Consider the following 7164-nt stretch of genomic DNA (forward strand, 5'->3'; position numbering starts at 1 on the left):
TGAAAATCTTTTTACTCATTATTTTCTCCGTCTCCATGTTTCTCTAGTTGTGTTACATAATTATACAAAAAAATACCCTATAGGTAGACTTTTTTTAAGTGTCTACTCTATAGGGTACATTTTAAACTTCACAAGGCTTTTTTTATGTATGTTTTAGTTATTTCATCGATGCTGGTCTACAAGGATTTGATTTCCGTCTGGATCTTCAATGAAAAAATGTGCTGGTCCATTCGTTGCTTCATCTGCTTCATTCTGAAAGTTTATTCCTTCCGCCTTAAGCTGTTTTTGAATGTCCCGAATATCTGTAAACGCTTCAAGGTTTTCAGCATTTTCATTCCAGCCTGGATTAAAGGTTAGGATGTTTTTATCAAACATTCCTTGAAATAACCCAATAATGCAGTTTCCATTTTTCAAAACCAGCCAATTTTGAGTTATGTCACCACCAAATGATTGAAACCCTAGTTTTTCATAGAAGGACTTAGATACAGCAATGTCTTTTACGTTTAAGCTTACAGAAAATGCACCTAGTTTCATTTGTTCTTCTCCTCTTTTTAAAAAATTTGGAAAAAACTTTATCTTATTTTACTATAAAACAGTGCTTGAAAACCAGCGACTATCGAAGTTAGCAGATGTAGGAGGAATGATTAATGGAGTCGTCTCAATGGCTGCAAGGAGGTCCTTTCCTTGAAGTCAGTTTCTTGTTGGAAATTAAAAAAGAAAAGAAGCAAACGATACAAGATATAATAAATGAATTATCTAAGCTGTCAGTTAAGGTGGACATTGTAGATCAAAATATAGATGAAATAATTAATGCTTTTGAAAGTGGTTATGCCTTTAATGAAGAAGACCCACAATTGGTAAAATTACACTCATTAAGATTAAATTTATATGTGTATTTATCAAGGAAACGAAAGTCAACCTTACAAATAGACCAGGTTTCATCAAATGCGCTTTTGGTTAATTTTTGGTTTTATGGAGCTGAATATGATGCACCAGAATGGGATCAAATAGGTATTAAAAAAGAGGAGTGTCCATGCTTTACAGAATTTCTTCAAAGTTTGTATTTACAATATGATTTTAAAATGGGTGGCATTGCATTTGAACAAGATGTACTTGAATTATTTAGGATTGACGAAGCATACCCTAACGAATGCTATCGTTATGAGAACTTGTCTCCTTATAATTTTCTTAAAGAGCCATCTGGTTTTATCAAGATAATTTGGAATGTTAAATGAGAAAAAAGGCTGATAAGAGCTGGAACAGAAGCAGTCAGCCTGGGCCTGAATTGAGCGGCTAACGGACTGTCCAGCAACATATTTATCTTGAAAATTAACTTAACAATTATTAGGGAATATCTAGATTATTCTGAAACTAAAACTCTTGTTGAACGTATTTATTAATACCAAAATTGCTTTATAAGGGGGAACCTAATGAATCGGATAATGTCTGCTTTATCGTTAGTTTTTTTACTGATTATATCCGGCTGCAGCAGTAGTTCCGATGCTTTTACTTTCACTGGGGAGTCAGACAATTGGACTGCAGAATTAAAGGTTACGCAAACAACCGATGATAATGAAAAACAGCATATGACCCTCCAGTATAAGGGAGAAAATGCAAAAAATATGGAGGGATTTTCGTATACAGTAGAAACAAACGCAGGTGGATTTAGTGCTGGTGATGTAGTACTGGGGGAAAATGGTGTTTATGAAGATACTGCTGAAGCTAATACGACAAACGCCAAAGTTAATAAAAATTCCGAGGTAAAAGTGATTGTTGAATGGGATAATCACACGGAAAACATGATTTTAAAGAAAGAATAGTCTTTTAGATAACATTTTGTTAGGATACAAGCTGAACAACAGCTTGTATCCTTTTGGTGTAATCATATCAACATTTTGTTATCCTTATATCGCACTAAATCCTTCGCCAAAGACATCTCTGACATCATGAATCGTAATAAAAGCTTCGTTATCTATTTGTTTAATAATCTTCTTTAATTTAATAATCTCTTGATTGCTAATCACTATATACAGAACTTCTTTATTTTCTTTCGTGTAATATCCATGTCCAGAAATGACGGTAATCCCGCGCTCCATTCTAGTGCTAACCTCATAAGCTATAGCATTAGAATGAGCAGAAATGATAGTAACCGCTTTTTGCCGGTTAGCTCCTTCAATAATGAATTCCATCGTTTTCGTTCCCACATAAAGCATGACAACCGTAAGCATAACCCCTTCGATACCAATAATAAAATAGGAGAAGAACACGACTATTAAATCTAAAATTAATAAGCTATAGCTTACACTCCAGCCTAAATATTTGTTGATGATTTTCGCTAGTATAGTAGTACCAGCAGTAGTGCCTCCCACTCTGATGATTAAGCCAAGACCCACACCAGTAAGCACACCACCAAACAGAGCATGGACCATAATTTCCCCAGTAGGAATAGACCATGATTCAGTCATATGTAAAAACAATGAATTAAAACAAACAGCAATAATAGTATAAATAGCAGTCTGTTTACTGAAGAATTTCAGTCCAACTGCGATTATGACAGCATTTAACAAGAAACTTACAATACTGGGTGACCAATTAAATAAATAATAACTAATAATCGTAAGCCCAGTTACCCCACCTTCTCCTAAATCATTTGGGATGACAAATACATTTACTGCGATAGCAAAAAGAAGTGCTCCTAGCGCAAGGAAAAGGATATCTATTAAGTATTTCTTCATGACGTTTCTCCTTATCTATATAGTTGAAATTATATTGTAAGAGTAAATTATACCAGACGAAGAGGAGGAATCTAATCATTATAGGAAAAAATAATCCAGGTATAAAGAGTTTGGTTATAAAACTATTTGACAATGAGGATGAAAAATAAATTCTATGTTTATTGATCTAAATGCTGATGAATACTTTATGAGTATAAGAAGTAGCTTCACTGAGTTTTTTTATCTTGCTTGCTTCAGTTTATTGGAATTGGGGGCTAGACTCGTGGGACAAAATGATAAAATCGATGACTAGAAAACTTTTGCTAGGGGGCATTCATCCAAGAAGAACTAATGCCCCTTTTTGGCTTTGAAAATAACTTGCCAGATTAGATTTTATAGTTAAAGCATGTTGAGTATAAGCACCACACTCTAATCATTTAGATTATGGTGAAAATACATTTTTGGTTTTGTTCAGAGCCGAGGCTGCCTTTGGCCAGCCTGTATAAAATGCAAGATGAGTAATTAACCCGATTATTTCATTTTCAGAGATGTTGTTTTCCTTTGCTAAATTGATATGAAATGGTAGTTGCTCTATATTACCTGCTGTAACTAAAGAAGAAAGTGTAATCAGACTTCTATCTCGCAAAGATAAGTCATTCCTCATCCATAAATCACCGAAAAGCACATTTTCAGTAAAATCTACAAAGGCAGGAGCTAAATCTCCTAACTCACTGCTAATATTTGATTTTATTTGGTTATTATTTAAGTGATTTTCATTTGTTATTGTAGTAGGAGAACACTGATTCATAACCATTTGTGCCTCGCCCATGCCAAAAGACCAATTTTCCAATGGAGTCTCATTAAGAATAATAAAAACATTTCCTTTAGTGACAATATTGTTTTGAAAAAGACTTTCAGTCATTGTATTGTATAAATTCTTTTTTTGTTCAATAGTTCTGCCTATTCCACAAGTGATTTGTATATACAAAAGTTTTTTTGTTCTTTTTTCATTGATTAAATAGTCGGTATTGAAATGGAACTGTTCATTTTTGTGTGAATGAAATACTTGAAAAAAATCATCAGGTGGTACATTAAATTCTTTTATTAGAGAGTTCTTGATTTGTGTACTTATAAATTGTAAATCTGTTTCACTATATTGCTCTTCGTGATAGCTAATATTAATAAATGGCATGTAATTCCCTCCTTCAAGTTTCTAATATCATTGTAATTTATCTTTCTTCATCTATATAATTGAATTAATTGATTAAACTAGTTCAATATTATTGATGAAGGAGAAAAAAATGGATTTAAAAGAACTCATCACCTTTCAAACGATACTAAGAGAAGGGACCTTTTCTAAAGCTGCAGAATCGCTCCACTATGCCCAATCAACCATTACGAATCAAATTAAAAGATTAGAAAAGGAATTAGGAATTGTTCTTTTTCATAGAGGGTGGGAAGCAGAATTAACACCTGCTGGAAAAATATTTGCTGAGGAAGTGGATGATTTAATCAACCATTGGAAATTTGTTGTTGAACAGGCAAAAGCAATACAAAAAGAAGAAGTTGGAACTATTAATATAGGAATAATCGAGTCCATAACAAATATAGTACCCCATATACTAGCACTATTTAGTAAGGAAAAGCCTAATATTGCATGCAATTTTATTGTAGGTAATACCAATTCTTTAGCAACTGCTCTGGAAAAAAACGAAGTAGACTTTGCTATATGCGCAGAAATACCTGGACAATTTCCATATATGTTTGAACCTCTATATGAGGAGCAACTAGCCTTTATCGTTTCAAAGGAACACCTTTTAGCTAAAAACAGTAGAAAACATAGTTTAAAAGAGCTCTGTGATTATCCAATAGTAACTGGAGGAAAGAACTGTATTTATCAATTAAAGTTAGAAAAAGAACTTCTAAGCATTTCTAATAAGCCCTTTTGTTATACAGTAAGTCAGTTATCGGCAATCCCGACGTTTGTTACATTAATAGATAGAGCAATAGGTGTAATTGTCTCCTCCATCCCTATTCCAGACAATTGTATTAAATTAGATGTAGAGATAAGCAATTCAGATATTACCATAGGTATAATGAGAAATATGAGAAATGATACTATTACTTCTGCGAAACAATTGCTTTTAAAATATTTAAGAAATGGTCTAAAAAAATAATACGGCGTATAAGCTTTGAAGTGCATTTTTAGATAACATGAGAAGGTTCGCTTAATCAAACGAGGGCATTGATTAATGCTTCTTTTTCAGTCACTAACTTGGCAGAATAGCTATAAGAAATTTAAAAGGAACTAAACTGTGAGTAATACGTATAAGTAGTAAAAGGAATATTCATTGTTTCCTTTTTTATCGATTGTTGGGAATTATAGTAAAGGAGTTGAAATTATCTGATGGAGTTTTTAATTAAAGGACTTTATGGTATTGGAGAAGCTATTGCAATTTTTGCTATGTCAGCTTGGAATAAGGTCAACAAAGTAGAAAATAATTAATTATTCATGTGGAAAATAACTGAAAAGCCAAAAGACTCTCTAATATGGAGAGTCTTTTGGTTTTATAGCAATTATGGAAAGAAAGTTCTTTGGTAACAAATTGATGAAGGATAGCTGAATGATAAAAAACAAATCGCAATTAGTAGGAGTTCACCAAATGGAGTAAGCGATTTTTAATTGTACAAAATATATATACTGTGTTTAATATTACTTTTTATGTAAGGAGACAACATGAGTAAAAGTGGTAGACCTCGTGAATTTAATAAGCCTGAGGTACTTGATGCAGCAATGAATGTTTTTTGGTTAAAAGGGTATGCAGCATGTTCCACGGAGGATTTATGCAGCAGTACAGGGCTTGGTCGAGGAAGCTTATATAATACGTTTGGAAGTAAGCATGAATTGTATGAGCAAACGCTCCAACGTTATCATGAGCACTGGATTCAGGTGCAGACAGCTATCCTGGAACGTCCTGTCCCTGTAAAAGAAAGATTGCGCGGTTTGTTGGAATGGGCCGTGGAAAAAGACTTTGAGGATTCAAGTAAAGGTTGTTTTTTAATTAATGCCACGATGGAGCGTGGTCGAACAGACTCCATTGTAGAAATTTGGTCAAATCGTCATGTAGAACGTTTGGAAAGTGTTCTACATTCTGTGATTGAGGAAGGAATACAGTCCGAAGAGATTACATCTGGTAGATCAGCATTAGAGTTATCAAGAACATTTATATGCAGTTACTATGGTCTCCGAACTCTCAATGTCACTACACGAAATCGTGATATGGCGGAACAAATCGTTGAGGGTACTATGGCAAGCATCTATTAATTGAGTTTGCCACTTTTTTTTGTCATATTTTTGTACTGATTGTTCAAAAATTAAGTGAAACTGCAAAAAATTCCAGAATTAAAGGAGAACTAAAAAAATGAACCAAACTATTGAAACAATCCTAAACCATGTGTCTGTTCGTTCTTTTACTGAGCAAGCTTTAACGGAGGAGCAAATTAGACAATTAGTTACTGCTGCACAAGCAGCATCATCTGCAAGCTTTCAGCAAGCATATTCCATAATCGGTGTAACGGATCCAGAACTTAAACAAAAGATAGCAGAACATGCTGGAAATCAACCTTTTATATCAGAAGGTGGACATTTTTTCGTATTTTGTGCGGATGTAAATCGTCATAAACAAATGGCAGAAGAACTAGATATGGATATTTCAGAGACAATCGAGGGAATAGATGCTGCCTTGGTAGGGGCTATAGATGCTACTTTAGCAGCTCAAAACTTGGTCATTGCTGCAGAATCTATGGGGTTAGGTGTTTGTTATATTGGTGGAGTTAGAGACGGAATCATAAAAATATCGGAGTTACTTGATATTCCTGAGTATGTCTTCCCCGTATTTGGGCTTGTCGTTGGCTACCCAAATAAACGAAATGATACAAAACCGAGGATTCCATTTGAAGGCATTTATCATACAAATCGTTATAACAGCGATACTAAAAAGATATTAAAACAGTATGATGAAACGACTAAATTGTACTATGCAAATCGTTCAGAAAGTAAATCAAATCGTACATGGTCTAAAACAGCAATTGGAAGCTTTGCTCGTCATCCAAGATCTTTTATGAAAGATTTCCTAAATAGGAAAGGATGGGCAAAACGTTAATGCTTTATTATGGTGATAAATTCCTTTTTAATAGAAGCAGTTGCCTATGGCAGCTGCTTATGTTATTAAAAGGGCAACATTCCTGTAATAAATGGATAGAACCCTTCTTGTGTCACAAACGTGGCAGCATTCCTGTAATAAATGAAAACATAGCTTATGGAAGAAACAGGGCAGTTGTGCGGCCGAGCCTAGGTCGTATCATATAGCGGGTGGGATTCCCGCCGAGTAAGAACTAGCCATTCGCTCGTAGCGAGTCTTGGAGGACTGAGGGTAACTTTAGTCTTTAA

The 7164-nt window shown here is 34.2% G+C and carries 8 protein-coding genes; 5 read left to right on the forward strand and 3 right to left on the reverse strand.

The genetic code is table 11. The features are described 5' to 3' along the window. Positions 1-162 precede the first annotated feature (162 nt). On the reverse strand, positions 163-534 hold the full coding sequence (locus tag M3600_RS27755) for a VOC family protein (protein WP_233317047.1): 372 nt from the start codon (positions 532-534) through the stop codon (positions 163-165). A gap of 113 nt (positions 535-647) precedes the next feature. Here M3600_RS27755 and M3600_RS27760 point away from each other — a divergent pair, with 113 nt between their 5' ends. Then, positions 648-1235 (forward strand): hypothetical protein, encoded by a 588-nt coding sequence (locus M3600_RS27760; protein ID WP_251648427.1) that lies wholly within the window; start codon positions 648-650, stop codon positions 1233-1235. A gap of 195 nt (positions 1236-1430) precedes the next feature. Beyond that, positions 1431-1820 (forward strand): hypothetical protein, encoded by a 390-nt coding sequence (locus tag M3600_RS27765; protein ID WP_251648429.1) that lies wholly within the window; start codon positions 1431-1433, stop codon positions 1818-1820. 84 nt (positions 1821-1904) lie between these two features. Here the strand turns inward: M3600_RS27765 and M3600_RS27770 are convergent, their stop codons facing one another. Beyond that, on the reverse strand, positions 1905-2735 hold the full coding sequence (locus M3600_RS27770) for a YitT family protein (protein ID WP_233317050.1): 831 nt from the start codon (positions 2733-2735) through the stop codon (positions 1905-1907). Positions 2736-3156: 421 nt separating this feature from the next. Next, the gene (locus tag M3600_RS29305) at positions 3157-3906 is read right to left on the reverse strand and encodes a tautomerase family protein (protein ID WP_311315991.1); all 750 of its coding nucleotides are present in this window, start codon (positions 3904-3906) and stop codon (positions 3157-3159) included. Between the two features lie 109 nt (positions 3907-4015). Here M3600_RS29305 and M3600_RS27785 point away from each other — a divergent pair, with 109 nt between their 5' ends. The 3 genes from M3600_RS27785 (at position 4016) to nfsA (ending at position 6877) form a co-directional block, all read left to right on the forward strand. Beyond that, positions 4016-4891 (forward strand): LysR family transcriptional regulator, encoded by an 876-nt coding sequence (locus M3600_RS27785; protein WP_233317051.1) that lies wholly within the window; start codon positions 4016-4018, stop codon positions 4889-4891. 560 nt (positions 4892-5451) lie between these two features. Beyond that, positions 5452-6039 (forward strand): TetR/AcrR family transcriptional regulator, encoded by a 588-nt coding sequence (locus M3600_RS27790; RefSeq protein ID WP_251648431.1) that lies wholly within the window; start codon positions 5452-5454, stop codon positions 6037-6039. A gap of 97 nt (positions 6040-6136) precedes the next feature. After that, positions 6137-6877, forward strand: coding sequence for an oxygen-insensitive NADPH nitroreductase (gene nfsA / locus M3600_RS27795; RefSeq protein ID WP_251648432.1), 741 nt, complete (start codon positions 6137-6139; stop codon positions 6875-6877). Positions 6878-7164: the final 287 nt, after the last annotated feature.

Origin of the sequence: Niallia sp. MER 6, from assembly GCF_023714395.1 — a bacterium.
Taxonomy (GTDB): Bacteria; Bacillota; Bacilli; order Bacillales; family Cytobacillaceae; genus Niallia.

Excerpts from the sequence above, each read along its gene's own strand:
- M3600_RS27755 (WP_233317047.1), bottom strand. The coding sequence starts at position 534 with ATGAAACTAGGTGCATTTTCTGTAAGCTTAAACGTAAAAGACATTGCT.
- M3600_RS29305 (WP_311315991.1), bottom strand. The coding sequence starts at position 3,906 with ATGCCATTTATTAATATTAGCTATCACGAAGAGCAATATAGTGAAACA.
- nfsA (WP_251648432.1), top strand. The coding sequence starts at position 6,137 with ATGAACCAAACTATTGAAACAATCCTAAACCATGTGTCTGTTCGTTCT.
- M3600_RS27785 (WP_233317051.1), top strand. The coding sequence starts at position 4,016 with ATGGATTTAAAAGAACTCATCACCTTTCAAACGATACTAAGAGAAGGG.
- M3600_RS27760 (WP_251648427.1), top strand. The coding sequence starts at position 648 with ATGGAGTCGTCTCAATGGCTGCAAGGAGGTCCTTTCCTTGAAGTCAGT.
- M3600_RS27790 (WP_251648431.1), top strand. The coding sequence starts at position 5,452 with ATGAGTAAAAGTGGTAGACCTCGTGAATTTAATAAGCCTGAGGTACTT.
- M3600_RS27765 (WP_251648429.1), top strand. The coding sequence starts at position 1,431 with ATGAATCGGATAATGTCTGCTTTATCGTTAGTTTTTTTACTGATTATA.
- M3600_RS27770 (WP_233317050.1), bottom strand. The coding sequence starts at position 2,735 with ATGAAGAAATACTTAATAGATATCCTTTTCCTTGCGCTAGGAGCACTT.